The 24,529-nt window shown below is 36.4% G+C and carries 16 protein-coding genes; 5 read left to right on the forward strand and 11 right to left on the reverse strand.

What is annotated here, in order from left to right; all coding sequences use genetic code 11:
* Positions 1-68: 68 nt before the first annotated feature.
* Positions 69-3,977: a glycosyltransferase gene (locus GJQ68_RS16140; RefSeq protein ID WP_162418338.1), complete on the reverse strand. Its 3,909-nt coding sequence runs from the start codon at positions 3,975-3,977 to the stop codon at positions 69-71.
* A 151-nt stretch (positions 3,978-4,128) separates the two neighbouring features.
* On the opposite strand from GJQ68_RS16140, the gene GJQ68_RS16145 reads away from it, so the two are divergent.
* On the forward strand, positions 4,129-5,412 hold the full coding sequence (locus GJQ68_RS16145; protein WP_162418339.1) for a glycoside hydrolase 5 family protein: 1,284 nt from the start codon (positions 4,129-4,131) through the stop codon (positions 5,410-5,412).
* A 40-nt stretch (positions 5,413-5,452) separates the two neighbouring features.
* Here GJQ68_RS16145 and GJQ68_RS16150 read toward each other — a convergent pair whose 3' ends face one another.
* The 10 genes from GJQ68_RS16150 to GJQ68_RS16195 are packed head-to-tail and all read right to left on the reverse strand — an operon-like array spanning position 5,453 to position 17,883.
* The gene (locus GJQ68_RS16150) at positions 5,453-6,334 is read right to left on the reverse strand and encodes a hypothetical protein (RefSeq protein WP_162418340.1); all 882 of its coding nucleotides are present in this window, start codon (positions 6,332-6,334) and stop codon (positions 5,453-5,455) included.
* Between the two features lie 34 nt (positions 6,335-6,368).
* Entirely contained in the window at positions 6,369-7,253 is an 885-nt protein-coding gene (locus GJQ68_RS16155) for a glycosyltransferase family 2 protein (protein ID WP_162418341.1), read from the reverse strand.
* A 13-nt stretch (positions 7,254-7,266) separates the two neighbouring features.
* On the reverse strand, positions 7,267-8,472 hold the full coding sequence (locus GJQ68_RS16160) for a glycosyltransferase family 4 protein (protein WP_162418342.1): 1,206 nt from the start codon (positions 8,470-8,472) through the stop codon (positions 7,267-7,269).
* Between the two features lie 31 nt (positions 8,473-8,503).
* Positions 8,504-9,340, reverse strand: coding sequence for a glycosyltransferase family 2 protein (locus GJQ68_RS16165; protein WP_162418343.1), 837 nt, complete (start codon positions 9,338-9,340; stop codon positions 8,504-8,506).
* Between the two features lie 11 nt (positions 9,341-9,351).
* Complete coding sequence (locus GJQ68_RS16170) at positions 9,352-10,392, reverse strand: glycosyltransferase family 4 protein (protein ID WP_162418344.1); 1,041 nt, start codon at positions 10,390-10,392, stop codon at positions 9,352-9,354.
* A gap of 11 nt (positions 10,393-10,403) precedes the next feature.
* Positions 10,404-11,720, reverse strand: coding sequence for a hypothetical protein (locus tag GJQ68_RS16175; RefSeq protein ID WP_162418345.1), 1,317 nt, complete (start codon positions 11,718-11,720; stop codon positions 10,404-10,406).
* A 15-nt stretch (positions 11,721-11,735) separates the two neighbouring features.
* The gene (locus GJQ68_RS16180; protein ID WP_162418346.1) at positions 11,736-12,833 is read right to left on the reverse strand and encodes a glycosyltransferase family 4 protein; all 1,098 of its coding nucleotides are present in this window, start codon (positions 12,831-12,833) and stop codon (positions 11,736-11,738) included.
* Positions 12,830-13,990, reverse strand: a complete 1,161-nt coding sequence (locus GJQ68_RS16185) for a glycosyltransferase family 4 protein (RefSeq protein WP_162418347.1) — start codon at positions 13,988-13,990, stop codon at positions 12,830-12,832. Before GJQ68_RS16185 ends, GJQ68_RS16180 begins: the two co-directional genes overlap by 4 nt.
* Positions 13,990-15,531, reverse strand: coding sequence for a lipopolysaccharide biosynthesis protein (locus tag GJQ68_RS16190; RefSeq protein ID WP_162418348.1), 1,542 nt, complete (start codon positions 15,529-15,531; stop codon positions 13,990-13,992). Before GJQ68_RS16190 ends, GJQ68_RS16185 begins: the two co-directional genes overlap by 1 nt.
* Before the next feature lie 30 nt (positions 15,532-15,561).
* Positions 15,562-17,883: a GumC family protein gene (locus GJQ68_RS16195; RefSeq protein ID WP_162418349.1), complete on the reverse strand. Its 2,322-nt coding sequence runs from the start codon at positions 17,881-17,883 to the stop codon at positions 15,562-15,564.
* Between the two features lie 1,098 nt (positions 17,884-18,981).
* Between GJQ68_RS16195 and GJQ68_RS16200 the strand changes: the two genes are divergently transcribed.
* The 4 genes from GJQ68_RS16200 (at position 18,982) to GJQ68_RS16215 (ending at position 24,495) form a co-directional block, all read left to right on the forward strand.
* Positions 18,982-19,251, forward strand: coding sequence for a hypothetical protein (locus GJQ68_RS16200; protein WP_162418350.1), 270 nt, complete (start codon positions 18,982-18,984; stop codon positions 19,249-19,251).
* Between the two features lie 740 nt (positions 19,252-19,991).
* Positions 19,992-20,471 (forward strand): response regulator, encoded by a 480-nt coding sequence (locus tag GJQ68_RS16205; RefSeq protein ID WP_162418351.1) that lies wholly within the window; start codon positions 19,992-19,994, stop codon positions 20,469-20,471.
* 67 nt (positions 20,472-20,538) lie between these two features.
* Positions 20,539-24,033 carry a CheR family methyltransferase gene (locus GJQ68_RS16210; RefSeq protein WP_162418352.1) on the forward strand — a complete coding sequence of 1,165 codons (3,495 nt, stop codon included), beginning with the start codon at positions 20,539-20,541 and terminating at the stop codon, positions 24,031-24,033.
* A 15-nt stretch (positions 24,034-24,048) separates the two neighbouring features.
* The gene (locus GJQ68_RS16215; protein WP_162418353.1) at positions 24,049-24,495 is read left to right on the forward strand and encodes a response regulator; all 447 of its coding nucleotides are present in this window, start codon (positions 24,049-24,051) and stop codon (positions 24,493-24,495) included.
* Positions 24,496-24,529 lie beyond the last annotated feature (34 nt).

Below are 24,529 nucleotides of genomic sequence, written 5' to 3' on the forward strand. Positions count from 1 at the left end.
GAAATATCATGATTTCTAATTATAATGGAATAAACTTAATATATGTTTGTTTTGCCTTTTTCCACAGTTTATTTTAATAATAGCGGCCTGGAGGCAGTCACTACATTTCCTTCTCTATCTGTAGCATAAACATAAATTCTATAATTGCCGGATTTCTCGGGTAACCGGATTTCAACAAATTGATTATTCATTAATGAATTAACAATAGGTTTATCCTTTCTCCAGGTCTCCTGATCCAAAATTTCCCAATCATAGGATAATTCCCTCTGATAGGTATTGATGATACCTGCTGAAAACCAAAGGTTGGATCCTGGATTTCCTGCATACCAATTCCCGACAACGGTCAACTCGGGGAAATAATCCGGATTTACAGCTTCATTTTTCCATGCGCTTTTTAAATAATAATACGCAGGCTTTAACCTTCCTTTATAGTCAGTTATACCATACCAGGTAGCCGTACCCTCATACCTGTCCCTCCAACTAAAGGCCATGCCTCCCAGGTTGAACCCTTTATTTGCCTGGATGTATTCCTGCCATTGCTTTTTATACCATTTACCTTTTGAAACAGAAGAACGTTCAATTAATAAACTATCATTCCTAAAATCCCCGTAGGCTTTATTCCAATATCCTTTTGGCCCAAATTCCGTAATCATGTAGGGCCTTGAGGTATCTAATCGGGAGAAGACCTTTTTCAATTCACTAATGTTTTCTTTGTAGTAAGAATTGATTCCGATAACATCCAAAGATGGAGCATATTTTCTGTACGCATGTACTGCCGTATTGAGATCAAAATGATCGTGCTCTTCTGATGACAGAACCGGTCTTGTTGGATCTGCGATATGAATTTTCTGAGCCAAAGTTTCTATAAATTGCAGGTAGGCTTTTCTATTTAGGTCCAAATAAGGTTTTTCATAGAATTTTTTTAAAAGACCCCAGGTTTCGTTACCGATGTTCCAGGCAATTATAGTTGATTCTTCCTTGTATTTGTCCACATAGTCCAGTACCCTTTTTTCGTAATTCAATAGTGCATTTTTGTCCTTATAATAATCAATGGACGGATCAAACCAAAATCCATACATGATCTTTAAACCTGTTTCACCTGCTACAGAAAAGATATTTTTGTCATAAATTTGAGGTTCATACCTTCTAATGGTATTGGCACCAGCAGCCTTTATTTGATTGAAATCATGCTTCAGTTGATTTCTGGTTAAGGGGTAGAATCCCTCATGCCAGTCATGTCCGGTATTGTAACAGATACCTTTTACATAAAAAGGTTTGCCATCCACATTCCAGGAATAATTTCCATACTTGCCCTGAATCACGTTACTTTTGTATGTGTAGTTTGGTAAAAGGAAATCAGAGTTGATATCTTTATTCAAAGGACTATCAAAAGAGCTTAATATCGGAGCTAGGGCAGAAATATCAAATGTCCAGTCGATAAATGTTGTTATATCATCCGGACGCCAATCACTTACCCAGTTTTTATCTTTATTGCTGTAGAAAAAAACCAGGGCATTGATTTCTGGGTGGGAACTCTTGATTCGCACTAAGGCCTCCCTGTTCCATTGGACTGGATCGATACCATAAGAAGTAGAGCCAAATTCTGCGAGCATTACCGGAAGTTTTAATGACAGCTCTTCTATTTTATCGGCAAATGGCTCGTATATTTCGCTGAAATCACGAACCTTTTGATCGCTATAGGCCTGGCCGTAGTTCAAAGCTGTCAAACCGATCCAATCAACATATCCATTGTTATCCCTATTTATGCCATCTCCATAAGGAAAATAAGCCTTCATTTTAGAGGCTGACCAGGGACTCCATACCCAACTTACATTTTTAGCTCCCAAATCTTCAAATCGCTCGTATATATAGATCCAGGCAGCCTTAAATTCTTCCGGGGAATTTCCACCGGCTTCAGACCATGGATACATGGGGTTGTCCATCTCATGGGCAAAACGTAAAAATACAGGTGATTTAAGGTCTCTCAGTGCTAAAGCCATCTGATCAATATAGGTATCAAAATGGCCTTTGCTGATGTATTGCAATACTTTTTTATTTTCCCTCAAATCGGGATGGTTCTTGTATTCCTCAAATAAATTGGTAAATGGTTCCCAGGTGATCATTGGGATGGCACCATGGTCAATCACTTTTTGCCAACGACTTATGGGTAGGGGATCATCCCCCCAGGCCAAATAAGTAGAAATAATGGCCCAATCACATCCACTGGCTTTTTCTGTTTTTGTCACACGAGCCATATCCTCAGCCAAATCTAAAACAGGTAAGTAGGCACCCAGGTAAAACCCTCCTAACTTGTCAGAAATATTTGCCTGCCCTTTGGTTTCTTGCTCATCATCCTTGACGGAGGTAAAACCGCCGGGAATCAATAACACCAAAGTAGCTGCCAAAGAGAATATGACTACCGGAATGGCCATTTTATTTATTTTTGAATAAGTAATATTTAGGCTTAGCGGATTTTGACTTTCTTTTAGGCTATCTCGAAAATTTTTGACATAGTCAATCAATTGAGATTGACTTATAAAAACTGAAATCAAAAAGATCAGTCCATTTGTCAGCGCAAAAGCAGCCATTAAAAAGCTATAGGGATGCCAATCCCTGTTCAATCCATAAACTGCGGCAACTATGGAAAATAGGCCAATAACTAAGTTTGGAATGCTTAATAAAAATTCATTTTTATAGGAATGAACCTTTGGCGTAGGAATATACAATACCTTTTTATTGATAAGCGTGTAGAAAAAACCCAGGATATAGATCCACCAGGTTCCCACCCGCAAAATACCACCCAAAAGGTGTATGCCTTTTTCTTCCGGATCATGCAAATAGGTTTGGCTTTTTGCTCTGACCAGTAAGCCCAATAATAACAATGGTGTGAAATACCCAAAAAATTTCCAGGGATTCATCTGCCAGGGGTAGGTACCGGTTAACAATGCATATACAGGTACTGCCACATCGATAAGCGTGATGAAGCCAAACAAATAGTATAGGGGTAATAGTCCATAATGAATCTTTTGTTTCCAGGAAAATTTTCCGAATAGCTTTGGGAACAAGTTTAGCCATAGGTCAAAAGTCCCTCTGCTCCATTTAAGCTGTTGTTGGTAGTAGGCTGATAAACTGCTCGGCACAAGACCTTTCGATACGATTTCAGGCACATAAACGGATTCCCAACCTTCGGCATGGAGTAGCATACTGGTATGCATGTCTTCTGTTAATCCGGGTGCATGACCCCCTACAGACTCCAATGCTTTTCGTCTAAAGGTGCAATTGGCTCCGATAGCTTGTGCAGTGCCATATTCGCCCATGATTCGCATATAGGGACCGTAAAAGGTATAGGTTTGTTCTGCTGCGGCTTTGGCTATGAGGGTTTCATATTGGTTTTTATAGGCTTGTACTACCTGCACATAGCCGATTTTCGGATCCTGAAAGTAGGGAAGCACTTTATCCAAAAAATCAGGTGCTGGCACATGATCAGGATCAAGGATGACGCAAAATTCGCCATTAGACCGAGCCAATGCATGATTGATATTGCCTGCTTTTGCATTTTCATGAGTTCTTCTGGTAATATGGTAAACTCCTAATTCACCGCACAATTGCTTTAAATGCGGGTCGTCGCCCTCGTCGCAAAGATAATTGTTGTGGGGATGCCTGACTGCTACCATGGCCTTTAAAGTTTCGGCTATCATTTCAAATGGTTCTCCCGGACAGGCAGTTGTAAACATATCTACCTTGTATGACTTATTTAACTTAGGGGGCTCCAATTTGGGTTTTACCCCTGACAGTCCCTCAAAGTGGTACCACTCAAAAATTAATTCCAATAGTTTGAAAAGTAGTGCAACTGTCAATAACCAATACAATAACCGGTGACCTATTCCTACCTCTGCAAAGAATTTATAAACAAACCATCCCAGGGAAAGAAAGGCCCCCCAAACCAAAAACCGAAAAAAATTGAATTTTCTAAACATATAACAATTTAGTTTTAAGTTTTTTAATTATTTGAGCGGTGATATTCCGGATTCTTTTCGATAGGATTTATGTTACTAAAATGATCTGCCATTTTCATTTTTCATTTATTGGATTTTTAGGTATATTTTTGTAGCAAAATAAAAAACGAACATGTCAAAACCCATCCTGTACACCTTACTTATTTTTTTTACTTCCTGTAACCCATCCGAAAATGATTTTAAGCCTGAGGTAGAGATCATAGAAGATGGTAATCAGTTTCAACTTTATAGACATGGAGAGCCTTATTTTATCAAAGGTGCCAGTGGGTTTGCGGAACTGGAAAAGTTAAAAGATTATGGGGGTAATTCCCTAAGGACATGGAACACTGAAAATGCAGGTGAAATTCTGGATCAGGCGCATCAACTTGGGCTTACCGTAACCCTGGGCCTGGAAGTAGGCAGGGAGTGGTGGGGCCAGGATTTTCAATATTGGAATTTGAAACAGGTTAATGAAAAGATTGAAGGCTTGAGGATGATTGTGGAGAAGTACAAAGACCATCCCGCCCTTTTGATGTGGGGTTTGGGGAACGAGGTTCATGTATTTGGTGGTAACAGGCTGTTGATCATGCTCACCCTGAACAAAATTGCAAAAATGATCCATGACACTGACCCAAATCACCCGGTAATGACTACCACTCCCATGGGCCCGGGTTTCTCCAAATATGGATTGATGCGGATATTATGCCCCTATATAGATCTTTTGGGTGTAAATGGATTTGAAAGGATACCGGATTTGTATGGTGAAATACGAAGCCCCTTAGGATGGAATAAACCTTATATTTTGTCCGAATGGGGACCCCAGGGGCATTGGGAATCTGGTCAATCTGAATGGGGAGCAAGCTATGAAAAGAGTAGTTCGGAAAAGGCTTTACTCATGGATAGAAACTGGGAAATTATACACAGAGACCAGGAACTTTTTTTAGGAGGATATGCCTTTTATTGGGGCCATAAATATGAGGTAACCCATACCTTTTTTAGTTTGTTTTCCTCCGATGGATTGGAGTCTGAATCTGTTAATATCCTTCAAAGCAAATGGAAAGGGGATAGCATTGATAATTGGGCTCCCCGCATTGATTCGGTTTTAATTTCCCCTAATGATAGGAAAGACAACATTTACCTGGTGGCAGATTCTACCTACCAGGCAAGGGTCATGGCATCAGATGTGGACGGGGACACTGTCAGATATTGGTGGGAACTGAGACCAGAAGGGAAGAACTATATTGAATCCGGAGATTTTAACAATACACTTCAACACCTGTTAACACCCATGGATTCCTCCACTATAAGGATTCGGACCCCGGCCTATGAAGGGCCTTACCGGTTATTTGTTTTTGCCTATGATAACCACGATCATTTTGCCTCGCACAACATTCCCTTTTACGTGGTAGTAAAATAAATATTAAGGGTTTTTTGGGTTAGTGAATTGGAATTAACTGTTATTTGTAAGGGATAACCTTATCTTGAATAAATCTGAGTATTATTTCCTTGTTAATGCTCTGATAATTTACAATCATATTTGGATTAATAAATATCCCTTGTTTTACTTCCTTTTGAATTTGATCGTGGATGGAAAAATGTTCACATTTAACTTCTACTCCCTCTTTATCATTAGGGATAACCAAATAACTTTTATCTTTGATACAATCAAAATGGTACAATGCCAGTCCACCAAAAGCCGAGTATACCGGTATGAGGGGCATTTTTTTCTTTAAAAATGACCATTTGTACTGATTAGCTTTTATTTGTTCCAGCTTTTGAATCCCATCTTGATTTCCCATTTCTATTAGGGCATAGCTATCATGATAGCGCTTTTTCAATAGTGGAGAATAAGAAATACCATTGGCGGATACAGCATCCCATTGATCCGCCAACCCGAAAGAATGCGCAATCCCAGCCTGGGAAAAATTATTAATGTCCAGATCAATCACCATCATGAAATCAAAATTCTGTTTCTTCCTTCTTATTTCTTCCATATATTGATTTCTATAGGCAGCCATTTTGGATATTCTGTGGGAAGAATAATACTTATTAATCCGCTTGTTTAAATCATGATTGATAGGATATTCATTAAATTTATGGCAACTAATAAAGACCTTATCATTATTTTTTTGCCAGTCTTGTAAAATACTTTTAGTATTATCAATGCTATCATTTTCAAAGATAAGGATTTGAAAATTTTTGAATTTCTTGGTGATTTGATTAAGGCGGGGAATATTTTTTTTAAGATTTTTTTCACAATCCCTAACTATAGAGCAAATAACGATGGTCGAATTTCCCATCAAATCATAGCCCCTGCTTATTATTTTTTCATAAGACATATTCATAAAACATTGATCGATAAGTGTAAAAAAGTTACATGAATTGTAATAAACGGTTCTTAATTCTGTTAATCAATGAAAATTTATTTTTAAATTCTTTGTTGAGTTTCGTATCCATTTTAGGTTTTTTTTCAAAATAAAAAATTGATTTCTGCGTCGTATCCAAACATGTGTCGAAACGTGTTGTTTTTTTTGTATTTGAGGCGGCTTCACCAAAACCAATGGAAATTACCTTGGACTGGGAGGGAAATACAGTATATTGGTCATTTTTAAATTGGTTATAACACCAGCGAATGGCCCAGGAATCTATTTTTCCATTCATTTGCTTATAAAGCATCCAGGGGAGATCACTGCCTCCTCTCATGAATTGGTATTGACCGAAAGGATTCCTTTTGAATTTTTTGAAATCTTTGACCTCCCAATCCACTTCCTTCCATCTGTTCTGCCAGGTCCCCCAGCCCCAGGAGCTGGCTCGGTAGCCCAGGTACCAGTCTTTGGGATAATCCTTTAAGGAGGGTAAGTCTAAACTGTATCCTGAGATTGAGAAGATTTTATTTTCCGAGGAATAAAAATCAAGGGCCTGATTCATGAAATTCAAAAAATTAGGAGAGGTTATGAGATCGTCTTCCAAAACAATTACTTTTCCAAATTGCTCAATTATTGTAGAGACTCCATCAATGATGGAATGGGACAATCCCTTATTTACCTGGGATAGGTAAACCTCTACTGATTTAAAGCCATTGACATCCTCAATCAATTCCCTGACTTTCTCAACATCTGCCAAAGAATTCTTTTTTGGTCCATCAGAAAAAATAAAAAGCCGACTATCTTTTGCCAATGAATTCGCTTTTAGTGCTTGAAGGGTACGTAGGGTTTCCTTTGGTCTATTATATGTGAATAAGCAAATGGGTGCAAACATTTAATTTTATTAATTAATGATAATAATTATCAATTACGTACTTTACCTTCTCTTTCCATAGTTGACTTTTCGCAAACTTTATGGCTTGCTCACTCATGCTCTGATATTTATCTGGATTTTCCGATAGAAAAATAATTTCATTTTTCAATTCATTAATCGTTTCTTGCAGGTTAGTAATTGGTGCCTTATAACCCGTTGATGAGGTTATTGTTTCTCCTTGACCGTGTAAATCCAATGTAAAAACCGGTAGGCCAAATGCCATAGCTTCCAATAACTGAGCAGGGCAGGAATCCCTTAAAGATGTAAAGAGAAAACAATCATGGCTTAAATAGAAAGATTTAACCTCTTCGTAACCAACTTCTCCTATCCAGTTTACTTTTTCTTCTAACTTGTGAATTTTTATTCGTCTCTTTAATTCTTCTCTCATTTCTCCATCTCCCACTACAGTAAGTGAAATTTCAGGATGATCACACAAAGCCTTCATTACATCCAGGGTCAATAATACCCCTTTTCTCGGCATCAGTCTTCCCACCCACAATAACTTAAGTTTGCCCGATTTAATGCTTTTGGGCTTTGATTTTATTGGGAAAAAGTTTAAAGGAATGGATGAATCTAAAAGAAATGCTACATTATTGTGAGGGTACTTTTTAACCAAATCATAAGTATCTGAATTAGAGGTCAATATGACTTTTGCTTCCTTAAGCATGGATTTAAAGCCAGGGTTAAATTTCTGTAAATATTTACTTATTTGTTCCCGAATCAATTCTTTCTTCCAATCATTTAAAAAGTATGGTTTAAATATTATGGGAGCTGACTGACCTCCTCCTGTTGGACCAAATATAAAAGGGACTCCTAATTTATACAGAAAGGAGCCTATCTGTATATTTCCCCAGGTCACATGATGCACTATATCAAAATCAATAATTGCATGATATTTTCTAGCTTTAGCATAACAATTCCATTGCCAAAGGAAATAATATAGGTACATCCCCTGATATGAAATTGAGTATAATTTCTCCAATTGAAATGGTAATTTTATAAAATGAAAATGAAGATTTTCAGGTATTTTTTTTAATTTTAAGTTGTTTTTTTCTGTTGATCTTGTAAAACAATGTACCTCATGACCCTGGTTTGAAAGTTCCCATGCCCAATTCCATCCATACCCGGGTTCAGACCCCTTGTTGGGACTGCAAGCAAAAGAAGACAATAATATTTTCATGATTAAGTATGAGAAGTTAAACTAAAAGTCCCTATTTCCACCAATTTGGAAATAGTAGGCGTATATGTATTGAAATAAAATGTTTAATTGCAATGTGATAGCCGAAATGTCTTTTTTCGAAAATAAAATACTCCATTGGGGGACTGTAACCTAATGGGGAGTACAAATTTCTTATTCTTTCCTTTAAAGGAGTTTGGCTAATTTGCCATTTGGGTAGTTTAATATTCTTTTCACAGGTTCCAACGTATACTTTGGTACAATAGAGAACAATCCCCTCTTTTTTTGCCCTTAATCCATAATCTATATCCCCTACGGCGTGCCGAAATGTAAGATCCAGGTTCCCAACTTTTTGAAATACGAAATCCGGGATCAATACGCAATTTCCATTGATTAGGTCACAGGTGCTAAGTTCTCCATTAGGAACATTAGGATAGTACTTATTGTTAAGGAAATATCTACCACCATAGCTAAAGGTCCCTTTTTCTTTTGCAGATTCGAAGGTTCCACATATAATTGATTTGTGATCAAAAGATTCCGATGATACCACCAATTCAGTGAGGGCAAAATCATACAAAAATGAATCATCATTTAACCATAAATAGAAATCATAATTTTTTTTTGAAGCTTCGCTCCAGGCTTTATGCATTCCTCTATTCCAATATAAATTTCCATCACCCTTAAGTGTGGTGATTTCACTGAATTTTTTTTTAACCGCTATGGCTGTTCCGTCTATTGATCCATCATCTACCAAGTAAACATGACAACCAATATTACTATTCAATCCTTTTTGGTTAAACAAGTTTTCAAGGCATAATAGGGTTTTCTCTTTTCTATTGTGACAGGTCATTAATACGGCAATTTTATACATATTTTAACTAATTAAATATCTATTACCCTAAAAAATTCTGATCTGATGACATCTCCTGAATATTTTTCTTCCATTATATTTCTACTTGCTTTTTTGAAGGCATTAATTTTATCTATATCATTTACTAGGTTTAGCAATAGCTGTATACATGAAGCCTGTGTATCTGAGATGTATCCATTTTTTCCATTTTCGATTATTTCTCTTGCTCCTAATGCAAATTTGGTGGTAATAACAGCCAATCCCGCAGCTGCAGCCTCCCCAATTACCTGGGGATAGGCATCATATCGTGTAGGCAAAATGAAAATATCGTGATTTAGAAAAAGATTTCTATGGATATCTGAACCGTATTTTATTCCTTTTATAAAGGTAAGTCCATCAGGATGTTCCGGTAGCCAATTCGTTACTATGGTCAATTCCACTATTCCTTTCAGTTCCTTTTTCCATGCCTCCACCAAAAGATCCCCACCTTTCCTATGATAATCTGCGCCAATAAAGAGTACTCTTGGGACCTTTGGTGTATTCCTAAAAGGAAATTTAAATCTATCAATATCAAAGGGCATTGGGCATCTGAAGAGTTGATATTTTTCAACCTTGTATGTTTTTAAAAGGTTAGAATATACAGCGTCAGTCAAGCATATTATTTTAGGACATTGAAGCAATAGCTTTTGATGAATTTTAAAGATTATGGATTTCTCAAATTTTTTATGAAGCAAAGCAGCGTATAGAGTTCGGGTCCAATCTAGTGAAATAATTATATTTGCTTTTTGCCATGCACCGAGAGTAAAAAGTGCTGGACTAATTCCCTGGAAAATTATAGTACAATCGGTTTTTGAATAAGATTTTATAATTTCTCTTAAATGCAATGCATTTAATAGACGGTTGCAATAAGTATTAGTTATATTAATTCCAAGGACCTTGTGTTTGATTTTATCATTAAGAGAGATGAAGTCCACGTCACCATTAAAGATTTTTTGTATATTTAATTCAAGTGTTTTATTACCCAAATCCACTGGAAATGTGATAAATAATATATTTGATTTAGGTGCTTTCAAATCAATTTAATTTATTTTTCACTAATTAAAATACTGTCCTCAATAGTATTTTTTAAGTTTAAATTTCGATAGTTTTTATCGAATATTCCTCTTGCCCAAATTTTAATTTCAAGATCATTCATTTTTCGAAAATATGGAGATAAACCAAAGCCGATTAATATCCATAACATTCCATAATTTAAATCGAAATTATTTACATCCTCTACCCATGAATATACCCAGCGGAAGGCGATGAATACTCCAATTAATTTCGAATAGATATTATTAGATTTTGTTACAGCGTAAAAAGAGGCTTGATAGAAAATCATAAAGTAGATAAAAACACCAACTACGCCAGTCCAAGTAAAAATATTAACTATTGCGACTTCGTTCTTAAATCTTTCATTTACACCAAAATTTTCTATCATTTCCTTGCCAAACCATTCAGTTTCATTTCCTCTGGCAGGTGATCTTCCAATTATCCAGCTATTATATTTAGTGGCTGTTGATAATACCTCTTCATAAATAAATGTTCGAGTATCAGCTGTTAGATCTTCCTTTTCATTTTCACCTTTGGAATTAATTTTCACCTCAGAATAATCTCCTTCGATATATTGGTCTATTTCGAAAATGTTAAATACATCACTTATAGCAAGCCAAAATAATAGAACCGGAATAATAAATAATATGTTACAAAGTATAAATAGTTGGTGTTTTGAAATCCATCTTTTAAATGGATACAAAAGCAAGATTAGATAGGGTATAATAAATTTGATTACATTACTTCGTGCTCCTAAATTAGAGAATAATATAAATATTGTTATTAACCCAATTAAAGCGATCCATCTATATTGGTAATCTGGAAGAAAAAAAATTAAAAATGTTATAGGAATAAGGTAAAATCCATAAGTTTGACTTGGTATTAAGAATATGAGGAATAGAAAAAATATCGGTAATAGTATCTTTAAATAATTGCTTATTGTTATTTGTAATATTTTTGGCTTTATAAATATTACAGTAATAATTGGCAACATAAGAGGGAAAATATTTGATATCAAACTTTTCCAGTGCCAATAAGTTTCTGCTTCGAATATCCCACGTATTATGCTAATTATATTCCATAATATATATATATTAATATAGATAAATAATTTTCTGTTATATTTATTAGAAGAATGAATATTTTGAGCAAAGAAAATAGATAATGCTAATAAAGATATTGGCCAGATTAGTATCGGATTTGTTAGATTTAGTCCTAAACTATTTTCTAAATATACTGATATTGAAATAAATGAAATTATTGAGATACCTAAGAATATTATATTGGATATTAATTTTTCTCGTTTCATTTTGTTTTGTATCAATTATTGATATAAATCAATAATTGATTTTATATTTTTTTCTAATCGATATTCATTTAAAACAAGTTTAAAGGCATTGTCTGCTTTTTCTTTGGCAGCTTTATATTTAAAATAGCACGAAATAACGGTTTGAGCTAGGACTTTATAATTTGATTCTATTAAAAATCCATTGTCATTATCTTTTATTAAGTCCCTTAGTCCTGGACTGTCATATAGAATAACTGGAATCTTACATGCCATTGCTTCTATTGATGCAATGCTTAATCCTTCAAATTTCGAAGTCATAACGAATAAATCTGCTGATATTAGTAACTCTCTTACATTACTTTTATTACCTAAAAATCTTATCGAATTAAATACATTAAGTTCTAATGCTAATTTTCTTTCATAGAATTCCATTTCGCCTATTCCTAAATGAATATAAACACAGTTTATTTTTTCGTTGATAATCGGCATTGATTTAATTATATCTGCGTGATTTTTAATATCTGTACATCCCCCTGTAGAAATTATTACGAAACTATCTTTTGATATTGATAATTTTTCTTTTATTTCATTTTTTAAATTGTTGGTTGTCTCCGGATAGAATTTTCTCAAGTCAATCCAATTATTGATCTTTTTAGATGGATTATGATAGATTTCTAACTCGTTATTATACACACTTTCCCCGATTGTTTGATATGTTGTGTTACAATATTTTCTGAATATTGCTCGTGTAAAAATCTGAAAAAATCTAGTCTGTAATTTGTTTTGGAAATTATTATGTTGGGTCTTAATTATCTTTATTCCTGCTAATTTCCCAACTAAGAATATTAAATATAGGCTATTACGATGTACGTGTAATACGTCTATCTTTTCTGTTTTTAAATAATTATATATTTTTCTGTAATTTGAAAATATATTAAAGATGTTATTAATTGGCCAATGAAGTACCTTTATATTCTGGTTTTCAAATTGGCTTTTAAATTCTCCAATTTTTTTACCTGTACTTACAATAATTATCTCAATATTTTTTTCTTTAAAGAATTTTATAGCATCTGAATACATAATTTCTGCACCAGAATATTTTAATTCATTAAAGATATGTAAAACGCGTATCATTTGCATACAATGTTTTTATATAATTCTATATAGTTTCTACAAATTTCTTTCTGTGAGAATCTTTTTACTACATTTGATAAACCTTCTATGCTTAATTTTTCATAATAATATTTATCGTTTACCAATTTAGCAATAGCGTTGGCTACAATTTCTGGTTTTTCAATATCAATTAGGCAGCCAGCAGCTCCATAGTTCAATACCCATGGTACTGCCCCAGAATTCTTTCCTGCTATAACAGGGATGCCTTTTGCCATTGCTTCAATTATGTTATTCCCAAAGCTTTCCTCTCTTGCCGTATGTAGCATTATATCAAAATTATGTAATTCTTTTAAAAATTTTCTATGTGGTAATTTTCCTCTAAAAATTACATTCATATTTAATCCTTTTTTACATATTTGTTTATAGTTTTTACTTGATTCCCCAAGTCCTTCTCCTATCATTGTTAGTTTTATATTTTTTATTTTAGTGTTAGCGATATTAAATGCTAATAAAGCTGTTTCAGGATTCTTAAAATATGTCCATCCATTTGCTACATAACAAATTTGTATTTCTTTTTTAGTAGGGTAGACTCTTTTTTGTTCAATTTCATAATCATTTATGGGATTAGGAATTATATCTCCAGCTAAATTAATACCTGATTTCAGATATGGTGAATTATAGGAGAAATGTTTTCCTTTTTTTCTAACCCATAGGTCCATTAATAATCTAGATAGCCGATATGGATGTTTAGTTAATTTTAAGATTCTAAATGAATCATCCCTGAAAGTAATTAAATGGGGAACTTTTGATAAAATTGTACCTATAGCGAATTCATAACTCCAGTGAGCATTTACTATATCTAAATTTTCTTTTTCCTCATTTATAAATAATTTTATTTGTTTAATCTCTTTTCGACAGAAATCGAAAGTTTTTATTTTGTTACTAGATCTAAAATGCCCTATAATAACTTTTAACTTTGGTCCTTCTAATATGTGTTTTTCCTTCACTGTTGGATCTAATGTAAATACTGTGACCTTATGTCCATTTTTTATTAATCCATCAATTATTATATTTATCGCTGTCCCACCTAAGCCTAAATTTTCTTCCGTTCGTTTTAAATTTTTTAAATGGATTTTTAGTTCGGATATGTTAATAGGTGAAGCTATTCCAATGTTCATTATTTATTATTTAGTTTGATTAATTTTATAGCGTAGTAGAATTTTTCCTTTAATAGATTTTTTTCCGAATTTATTATTCCAAAATACCATATATTATATAACGTTAATAGTGTTCCGAACACTAATAATAGTAATAATCTTAGTATTCCTTCATCTAATAGTATATATATTAATGTTGATATAAGGAAATATATTCCTGTTATTGTTACTGTTTTTAATACCACACTATTTATGAAGTTTTTTATTGATAAACCAAATGTTATTTTTCCAAAATAGATAATTATGTTGCTCATAATTATTTGATATATTATAAATTGAATATATAGATAATATGGTTCGTATCCGTTTTTAAACAAAATATAATTTATAGGTAAATTTAGTGATGTTATTATTGCGGCAATAATCTGATATTGTTTTATTTTTCCTACTGCTAATATTGCTGAATTTACTGGTATTACTAATTGTGATACTAGATTTTTTATTAATAATAATCTACAAAAAATTATTGCATATTCAGGTATGTCAATTAGCCAGTATTTAAAAATGAACTCCATTTCTATTATTAATGGAATAGAAATTAGCATTAATAAATAAAATGAAAATCTACTGCCTGTTAATGTCGCTTTTTTCATAAATGACCTATTACCAGCACCTTCACTTTTAGCGATTATAGGATTTAATGCTCTTTGTAAAGTTAATGAAAACACTCCTACCTGACCATTTATTTGATTCGCAATAGCTTGTGCTGCATTTATATTCGCTCCAAAGAACATATTTAATACTATTCCTTGACCATAAGTTGAAATCATACTGCTTGAGGAATTTATTAATGACCATGATGCGAAATTTGTCATGTTTTTAAATATTTTAGGATCATAATATTTTTTGAAAGAGAATTTGGTTTCCTCATATCTCCACCAACAAAACCCTATCCTAGATATTAGTAAAAAAAGTGATAATAATGTTAATAGCAACCCATAACCTATTAAAGGATCGTACAGTGATTGATATGTTAAAAACCAAGCGATTAAAAATTTTACTATAGATTCAAAAATTCCAATTACCGCAAACAAAGTCATGTTTTCATGGGCATTAATTATTGCATCAAATGGAACTCCTATTATGCTGAAAAAAGTGCTTATTACCATAAACTGGTATATAGTTTTTGCTGCTAATAGTCTTTCCTCAGGTATTTCTAATACCTCGTTTAACAAAATATGGCCCACTATTTCTAATAAAATAACTGCTGCTATTGAAATGACAATATGTAATATTAAACTAACATTAAATATTTTTTTTAATTCCAAAATTGTTCCTTCTCCTTGTGCATATGACATAAATCTTTGCGAAGCTGCAGTCATTGATGCGTTTAAAAATCCAAGCATGGAAATTGCACCAGCTACAACATTGAAAATTCCATAGTCATTTTCTCCTAATGCGTTTAATATTAATCTAGTTGAATATAGCGAGATAAAAACAGTAATTGCCATTTTACCATACAGGATACTTGTATTTACGGCTACCCTACTTGCTGCTTTCATAAAATAAAATGGCTATTTGATTTATTTGCATCAATTTATCTTTTCATAATATCCTTTACCATAGTCATTTTTATAGCCGTATTTTTTGTCTAATATTCCATTGAAAACGATCTTCATGTTTGGAAATGTTTTCTTTGAGATTAGGGTTTCTATATGCGGTAACAATGATTTATGGGTGTGTCCCTGCCTGATAACGTATAGGGATAAATCTGCTAATCCCCCGATCAATAAGGCATCTGTCACCAATTTAACAGGTGGCGTATCTAAAATGATATCATCAAATTGCTCCCGTAATCTAGTTATTAAAATTTTCAGTTCTTGTTTTTCTAATAGTTCGGATGGATTGGTTACCTCTTGTCCACTTGGGATGATGAATAATCTTTCATGGTACCCAGATGGGTGGATGATCTCTTCCAATTTCACCTCTCCCTTTAAATAGCTTGTTAAACCAGGTAACTTTTGATTTAATCCAAACATATTTGAAATTTCTGGCCTCCTTAGGTCCAATTCTAGTATGATCGTTTTTTTATCTGAAATGGCCAAAGCGGCTCCTAGGTTCGCTGCTATGAAACTTTTTCCTTCTTTTGCAATACTTGAAGTTAATACGGCTACCCTCCCTTTTGCTTGCTTTTGATGTAAAAAGTGTAGTTGCGTTCTTAATATCCTGAATTGTTCTGTTAGGACATTGTTCTTTTGGGTTTTCATTATTAACGGATCTCTTAACTTTTGAAAAGACAGCTCGGCAATCACGGGGACACTTAGCGAATCCTCGATTTCTGCTTTGCCAGCAATTTTATTATTCATCAAGCTTCTTAAAAATATTAATCCTAATGGCATAAGAAGACCAAATAGTGTGGCAGCCCCAACAATTTTATACTTCTGAGGTGAATATACCTCACTTACATAGGGATCATCTACTACCCTTACCTCTGAAAGTGTTGCAGCAAAATTTAGTGAAAGTTCCTCTCTTTTTTCCAGAAGGTAAACGTATAAGCCTTCTTTGATGGCTTGTTGTCGTTTGATACTGATGAATTCCCTTTCCTGTCCAGGAATGTTTTTGATAGAGGCTTCATATTTGGCATTTAGGGCCTCTAGTTCCTCTTTTGTACTGATCAATCTCGATTTAATATTGGATACACTTTCTTTAATGGCCGATTTGGTGGAATTAATTCTACGCATTAGACGAATCAACAATGGACTATTTTCTGAAGTTGTTGCTGCTAAATCCTCTTTCTCCAGCTGTAATTCGGATAATTGCTCGATAAGGTTGATTAATCTTCTGTCCGATACTCCAAGTATGGTAGGGATGTTTTCACTATTCTCTTCGTTTAAAATATACGATTCTATTTCTTCCAGTGTATTTATTTGTAAACTTACCTCATTTAGTTGTCGGTCATATGATTGTACATTTTGAAGGTAGATATTTGATTGGGATGAGATATCTGTTAAGCCTATACTACTTCGGTAGTCTTCTACTTCCCCTTCCACATTGCTTAAATCCCCAGCAACAGATGCCAACCTTTGGTCAATAAAATCAAGCGTATTTTGAATTATTTTGTTCCTTTCAAACAAAGTGAGCTGGTTGTAATTGTCAATTAATCTATTTAATATGCTTATTCCTCTTTGGGGCACCTCATCCACTAATGTTATACCAACCACCGGAGAATCTTCATTTAATAGTTCTACTAGAATATTTTCTTTATAACCATTGATGATGACATCTTTATTAAAAATATATATAAAAATAACTTCGCCAATATAGTCTTTTAAATATTCAGTCGGTTCCAGTCTCCAATCTCCTATCGTACTTTCTACCTTTTCTGAAAACACATAATCTATTTCCTGCCCATTCTCATCTGTTATCGAAAAAGTATGTTGGTCTTTAATTTTAATTTGTACTATATCTTGGTTTGAAATTATTTCAGACGAAATTATTTCTAATTTTATTGGTTTTTTTTGATATAACTCTGAATAGTCGGAACCTTCCAATATATAGTAGTACACATTTAATTCAAGATCCTCTACAATTTTGGAAATGATATTTCTCGATCTTAAAACCTCAATTTCATTTTCCACTGATTTTGGTAATTGTCCCGATTCAAGTTCCTTTAATATTCCTTCGTTTCCAGGTTTGTTGTTCCCTTCCGGAATAATTAAGGTTGTTTGAATTTCATAGCTCATGGTTTGTTGCCGTAAATAGTAAACGGCTAGGCTTATTGTAATGGCTAAACTAAAGACAAATAGCCATTTGTAATACCAGAGTTTAGCTAGTATTTGATTCAGATCGAAGTTTTCTCCTTCTTCAATTTTATTTAATTTTTTAAGAATTTTTTCCTGAATTTTATTTTCCATGATTATCTTATTCTGCGCTGAGATATGCTGGTATTTTTTTATGGATTTTATTCTGATCCAGAACCCAATAGTAGTTACATCTTACAGTCCCCTAAAATTGGATAGTCTTTCTGCCTGAGTAATTGGCTTCAAAAATATAATTACAGGATTTACAGGATTAAGTATAGTCGCATTTTCTTTTTTATGGATTACAATCGTTCACAGCTTCGCCCGGTCAGTCACAAAAACTTCATTTTTTGCAGGTTAAACAGGGTTTGGGTAGGTCGTTGGTAAGGTGATTTGTTTAACCGGGTTAAGAAAGTTTATTTTATACTAGCTGTATATTACCTGTAATAGGTTTATTTTCTCAGAGGCGCAATTGCTTTTCGCATAAAAATCAGGATGATTTAAATTAGTCGTAAAATTTCTTTTTGGTTGAAATTTCATTTTAAGGTTATCCTCTAAGAAAGTAAAAACCTGATCCTTTCAGGAATCAAAATTAGTCGCTGTTTTATTGTTCCTGAAATTTCCTACAGGAAATCAAATATACAAATGATTTTTACAAACCATAATAAAAAGAACGTAAAAAGTGCATTTTAAATAGCTAAATATGCGTTTTGAATTCATATTTAACCCTTTCATTTAGTTGGCTGGAGTTTAATTATCAAGTTAAAATACTATGCTTGAAAGCCATAATAACTTATAAATAGAATTAATCCGGTATAATATAATGTTTTTTGGCACTTTCGTAAGTGATTTTTCTTCCTTTCGATACAATAAATTTCAAGGCTTTTTATAATGGATTTTCGTTTAACGCTTTCAAGGTTCCGGTGTCTCTATTATCCTTGTGACGGCCACGGGTGCTGGGTCGGTTTTCGGTATCATTTTTAATTTTCGTCAGTATCCTACCGATGACGTATTTTATAAGTGTTTGGTGTTCAATATGATATAATCACTTCAAAAATACATCGTCATCCTGATTTCTGCGTTTAAAAAAAGTTAAGTCTACCATTGACGGGAGCGTGTCGCATCGATGTCAACGTCGTCATTGCGAGCGCAGCGAAGCAATCTGATTCGAAGCGTTGATGTAAGGATTACGAAAAAGGTCAGTTAAATAGGATGGATGTTTACGTTTTCCGACAGACTGCCGCGGGTGCTGGGGCGGTCAGTGAAAGGCGATTGGAGTCAGGTCAGCACCCTCGCAGTGACGGGAAGCGTTCGACGGGAAGGGAATACCGTCATTGCGAGCGCCAGCGAAGCAATCTGATTCGAAGCGTAGACATAAGTATTACGAATAAAGGGCAGGTAAATACCCCTGCTGTGCACGTCTTCCGACAGACTGCCGCGGGTGCTGGGGCGGTTAGTGAAATACGAATGGAGTCAGGTTAGCACCCTCGCAGTGACGGCATCGGTTCGCAGTTACTCCAACGTCGTCATTGCGAGCGCAGCGAAGCAATCTGAATCGGAGCGTTTGCCGTAAAGAGTTCGAGAAAAGGGCATTAAAATACGCCGGACGTGCACGTCTTCCGACAGTCTGCCGCGGGTGCTGGGACGGTTAATGAAATACGATTGGGGTCAGATTAGCCCCCTCGCAGTGACGGACTGCGTTTCCAGTGCGCACACCGCGTCATTGCGAGCGCCAGCGAAGCAATCTGAACCGGAGCGTTTGCCGTATGGAGTTCGAGAAAAGGGCAGTAAAATACGATGGACGTGTACGTCTTCCGACAGACTGCCGCGGGTGCTGGGGCGGTCAATGAAATACGATTGGGGTCAGGTTAGCCCCCTCGCAGTGACGGACTGCGTTTCCAGTGCGCACACCGCGTCATTGCGAGCGCTAGCGAAGCAATCTGAACCGGAGCGTTGATTCAAGGAGTTCGAGAAATGGTCGGTTAAATACGCCGGATGTTTACGTCTTCCTACAGACTGCCGCGGGTGCTTGATGAAATACGATTGGGGTCAGATTAGCCCCCTCGCAGTGACGATTCTCGCTTCCCCTCCCTAAGTCTCTCAGTCCCTAAGTCCCTCCGTCCCTCAGTCTCTCAGTCCCTCAGTCACCTTACACATTCCCTCCAATTAAAGGTAATTGCGTTAATAATTGCTAATACATTTTAACATTCTTAAATTGATGAATGATTTCACAACACATCAATATCCTTCTTGCCGATGACGATCAGGCCGATTGCCTTCTTTTTAAAGCTGCCCTGCAAGAGTTGCCGGTATCCGCAAGTCTCACCATCGTGCAAAATGGAGAGGAGGTCATGGAGGAACTAAGCAAAAATGGGAAAAAGCTGCCCGATGTGCTTTTTCTGGACATTAACATGCCGCGAAAAAGTGGCTTTGCCACCTTGGGAGAGATAAAACGAAACACCGGGCTACAGAAACTTCCGGTGATTATGTTTTCTACCTCTGCGGACCTGGAATCGATAAAGAAGGTTTTTAGAGATGCCGCACACTATTATATCTGCAAGCCGGTTGAATTTGCGAATTGGAAAAAAGTCATCTACGAAGCGCTAACCCTGGTAACGGAAAAGGATCACTCCCTGCCGCTCGAAGAAAACTTTATGATCACAGGCGCTTCCATCGTTATTCCCGATAATCCTAAAAAGTAAACAAAGGGTAACCCATGCCAGTGAGATAACGCTCGCTTTCCAAGATAAGGATAGTACCTGAATGCCAATGAAAAAGAACCCATCAACATCCAGCCGATCCAAACCGCTTCCTGCTTCCAAGCGCCATTTCCCCATCGTTGCCATAGGGGCATCTGCAGGAGCTTTGGAGGCAATGACAGAATTGTTACAATACCTGCTGGCAGATACGGGGATGGCGTTTATATATGTGCAGCACCTTAGTCCGGACCACAAGAGCATGCTGACTGAAATTTTGTCGAAGAAGACAAAAATGAAGGTGCAGGAAATTGACGACATGGAGATGATACAGCCCGATAATGTTTTCGTCATTCCCTATGACAAAGGTATTGAGGTGACAGACGGTCAAATAAAATTAATTCCCCGATCCGACAGCAGTAATGCGATTTCCATCGATGTCCTTTTCTCCTCTCTCGCTCAGGCGCAAAAAGAACGGGTGATCGGTATCATTCTCTCGGGTAGCGCTAGCGATGGTACTGTTGGAATAAAAGACATTAAGCATGAAGGTGGGTTAACCTTTGCGCAAGACGACTCTGCAAAATTCACCAGCATGCCCCACTCTGCCATCGCAGCAGGCATGGTGGACTTTATTTTATCGCCTAAGGAAATTGCCGAAGAACTGGCGCGCCTCAGCAAACACCCTTTTGTTAAGCACAAAGGGGAGCACCCCGTTAGCGATGAGGTGATTGAGAATGACAACCCCGATTTAAAAGTGATTCTCACTCAACTATATAAAGCCACCGGTATTGATTTCGGCGAATATAAAATGAATACGATCAAGCGGCGGATCGTTCGCAGAATGCTGTTGTATAGGCTAACAGACCTCAACGAATATGCGGAGCTGCTTTCCAAAGAAAACAAGGAGACGGATATTCTTTACCAGGATCTACTTATTAACGTAACCAGCTTTTTTCGCGATACCGATACTCACAAATATTTACAAAGTGATCTTTTCCCGGAATTGCTGAAACGGAAAAAAGGAGGGGAGTCGCTTCGGATTTGGGTGCCGGCCTGTGCAACGGGCGAAGAAGTGTATTCCATCGCCATGATGTTGCTTGAGATCAGCGAAAGTCAGTCATCCAACACACCCATACAGATCTTTGCAACGGACCTCAGTGTAGATGCTATTAATAAGGCTCGTGTTGGCACTTTTACCAAGCAGGAATTAGAAACCGTTTCGCCAAAGCGTATTCAGCGTTTCTTTACAAAAGCAGAAGGTAGTTTCCGGGTAAATAAAGCCGTACGCGATATGTGTGTGTTCGCTCCGCACAACGTTTTGCGGGACCCGCCTTTTTCCCGCCTCGATTTTATCAGTTGCCGTAACCTCCTGATTTATTTTGATTCCGCCGCACAAAAAAAAGCGATCAACACCTTTCATTACGCGTTAAACAGCGATGGTTTTTTGATGCTTGGCAAATCAGAAAACATCAGTCACTCAACCCATCTTTTTTCACCCTACAAGGAGAAGTATAAAATATTTTCCCGCAAAAAAAATGCAGGCTCGCATAGGCTGCCTGAACTTTCTCCGCGTATGAAGCAGAGTGCTGTAGCTGAGAAAAATACTCCCTCAGCCAATCGGAAAAAAGCTCAGGTCAATGTTTCTGTTTCTCAAAGGGAGTTGGACGATGCCATTGATGAGGTGCTTGTTTCGGAATTCCTGCCGGCAAGCGTGGTGATCAATCACCACTTGGAAATCCTCCAGTTTCGCGGCACCACCGATTTATTCCTGACGCACCCAAAAGGCAAAGCCACGTTCAATGTGTTAAAAATGGCCCGACCGGAAATTTCGTTTGAGTTGCGAACGGCCATTTCCAAGGTCATTAAGTCGGAAAACCGCTTGCGCAAAACCGGCATTGAATTGAAAGTAGATTCGGGCGTAAAAGTGATCAGTTTTGAAGTAGTTCCGCTTGACATCGAATGGGACGAGCCGTTGCTCCTAATAATTTTTACAGAACACGAACAAGCTGAGCTTTATTCAAAGCAAGCCAATGGCAAAAATGACAATTCGCCTGCAAAAGACAGAAGGATCAAGAAATTGGAACAGGAATTGGCAACTGCGCGCGCGGACGCGCTTTCCGTCTCACAGGAGCAGGAGGCATTTACCGAAGAATTGCAAAGTGCGCATGAAGAAGTGGTTTCGAGCAACGAGGAACTGCAAACCGTAAATGAAGAGTTGGAAACGTCAAAGGAAGAAATAGAATCGACCAACGAAGAACTCATTACTACCAATCAGGAGTTGCAAACACGCATCGACCTACTTAACGAATCCTATGAGTATTCCAATGCCATTGTCTCGACCATGCACGATCCCTTGCTTGTTTTAGGGAACGACCTTCGGGTAAAATCTGCAAACAAGGCATTCTACAAAACCTTTGACGTGACCGAAGCAGAAACCGAGGGAGTACTGCTTTATGAATTGGGCAACAAACAATGGAACATTCCCGAGCTGCGGAAATTGCTTGAAAAGATTATTCCTAATAACGCTGAATTCCATGATTTCGAGGTTAAACATACCTTTCTGGACATAGGCGAAAAGATAATGTCACTCAATGCAAGCCGTGTGGTCCAGAAAACGCATCGGGAAGACCTAATTCTCCTTATTATCTCTGATATTACCGAAGTAAGACGCCTGATAGTAGAAAAGGAACAGCGGGATAAAGAATTTCTCAAAAAGGAAATTCGGGATCGAAAAGCAGAGAAATTGAAATTAGAGCAAGCGGTTGATAAAAGAACAGAGGAGTTAAAAGTAGCCAATGAATCTCTGGATAGCAGAAATAAAGAACTGCTGAATATGAACAAAGAACTGGAAGCATTCACCTATGTTTCAAGTCATGACTTACAAGAGCCACTTCGTAAAGTACAAACGTTCACGGGCATCATTCTAGAAAAAGAGGAGCCGCATTTATCAGACAAAGGGAAAAATTATTTCCATCTCATCCAACAGGAAACGGTAAGAATGCGGCAACTAATCCAGGACTTGCTAGCCTTTTCGGGTATCAGCGCTGGCGAACGGAAATTTGAAAACACGGACCTCAACAAAGTGATAGATGAAGTAAAAAAGGAATTTAAAGAGCTGATCGATGAAAAGCAGGCGGTAATAGAAGTGAATGAAATCGGGGAAGTTTACGTAATTCCTTTTCAGTTTCGTCAGCTGATGCACAATCTTATTGGCAACGCGCTCAAGTATTCACACCCGAAAAGGCAGCTTCACATAAAAATAACGAGCCGGGTTATCCAAAGCGGGGAATTAAATTTGGAGGGGCTTTATCCTCAAAAAGAATACTGCCAAATCATTCTTAGCGACAACGGAATAGGCTTTGAACAACGATTCAGCACCAAAATATTTGAAGTATTACAAAAGCTCCATGGCAAGGATGAATATGCCGGGACAGGCATCGGACTTGCCATCGTAAAAAAAGTAGTTGACAATCACAATGGGATCATTACCGCAAACAGCGAACTGAATAAAGGAGCCACTTTTAACATATACTTGCCTACCGGTCAGGCGGGCCTGTCTGGGTCCTAATAAACCTAAGTCAATATGGAAAACGAACCGCTACATATACTTCTTGCCGATGATGATGAAAACGACCGTCTTATTTTTACGGAAGCATTTGCCGAATTAGAGATCAAGACAGTTGTTGCCACGGTAAAGGACGGAATGCAACTCATGGAAAGGCTCCGTGATAGAACGATCCCTTTACCCGATCTACTTTTTCTGGATCTCAACATGCCACGCAAGGATGGATTGGAATGCTTGAAGGAAATCAGATGCGATAAAAAACTAAAAGGAATATCCATCGCTATTTATTCAACATCGGGTAATAAGAAGGATTTGGAAGAAACCTTCCTCAATGGCGCGAATATTTACGTTATCAAACCAAGTAGCTTTAGTAAACTCAAGACGGTGTTGGAAAAAGCAGTTATGACCGCTTTTCAGTACCAGGACGAGAAATTGAAAAGAGATAACTTTTTGCTCCTGGTCTAAAAACGCCAAAAGACGGACATTCGGCGGGAGCGAA

Origin of the sequence: Cyclobacterium roseum (assembly GCF_010119225.1) — a bacterium.
GTDB lineage: Bacteria > Bacteroidota > Bacteroidia > Cytophagales > Cyclobacteriaceae > Cyclobacterium > Cyclobacterium roseum.